This is a genomic window from Streptomyces sp. O3 (assembly GCF_054788135.1).
This window is the reverse complement of sequence record NZ_JBTVYK010000249.1, coordinates 1-231: the sequence shown is the minus strand read 5'-3', so window position 1 is coordinate 231 and position 231 is coordinate 1. Positions and strand designations below refer to the sequence as shown.

The following is a 231-nucleotide window of genomic DNA, read 5'->3' as shown; positions in this document are numbered from 1 at the left end:
AGTAAACATAGGGTCCCCTGCGATGGACCCTAATGATAGAATAATAGTTAACTCGAATATAGAGAGCTGCCTAACACCACGCTTCCCAGTGAACCGTAGAAATAAAATGATCATGATAAACATAACAGTGACACGCACAGCAATTTCAGCAGCAAATGCCCACGTCGTATCGAGAATAAATATATTGGCCCACTCCATAGGTTCTTTTCCTACAAGGTAAATGCTTAAAAA

The 231-nt window shown here is 40.3% G+C and carries 1 protein-coding gene; it reads right to left on the bottom strand.

Translation table 11 applies throughout. The annotated features are described in order from the left end of the window. Positions 1-198, bottom strand: a 198-nt coding sequence (locus ACX6XY_RS30535) for a hypothetical protein (protein WP_460338002.1), incomplete at its 3' end; no start/stop codon positions are given. Between the last annotated feature and the right edge of the window lie 33 nt (positions 199-231).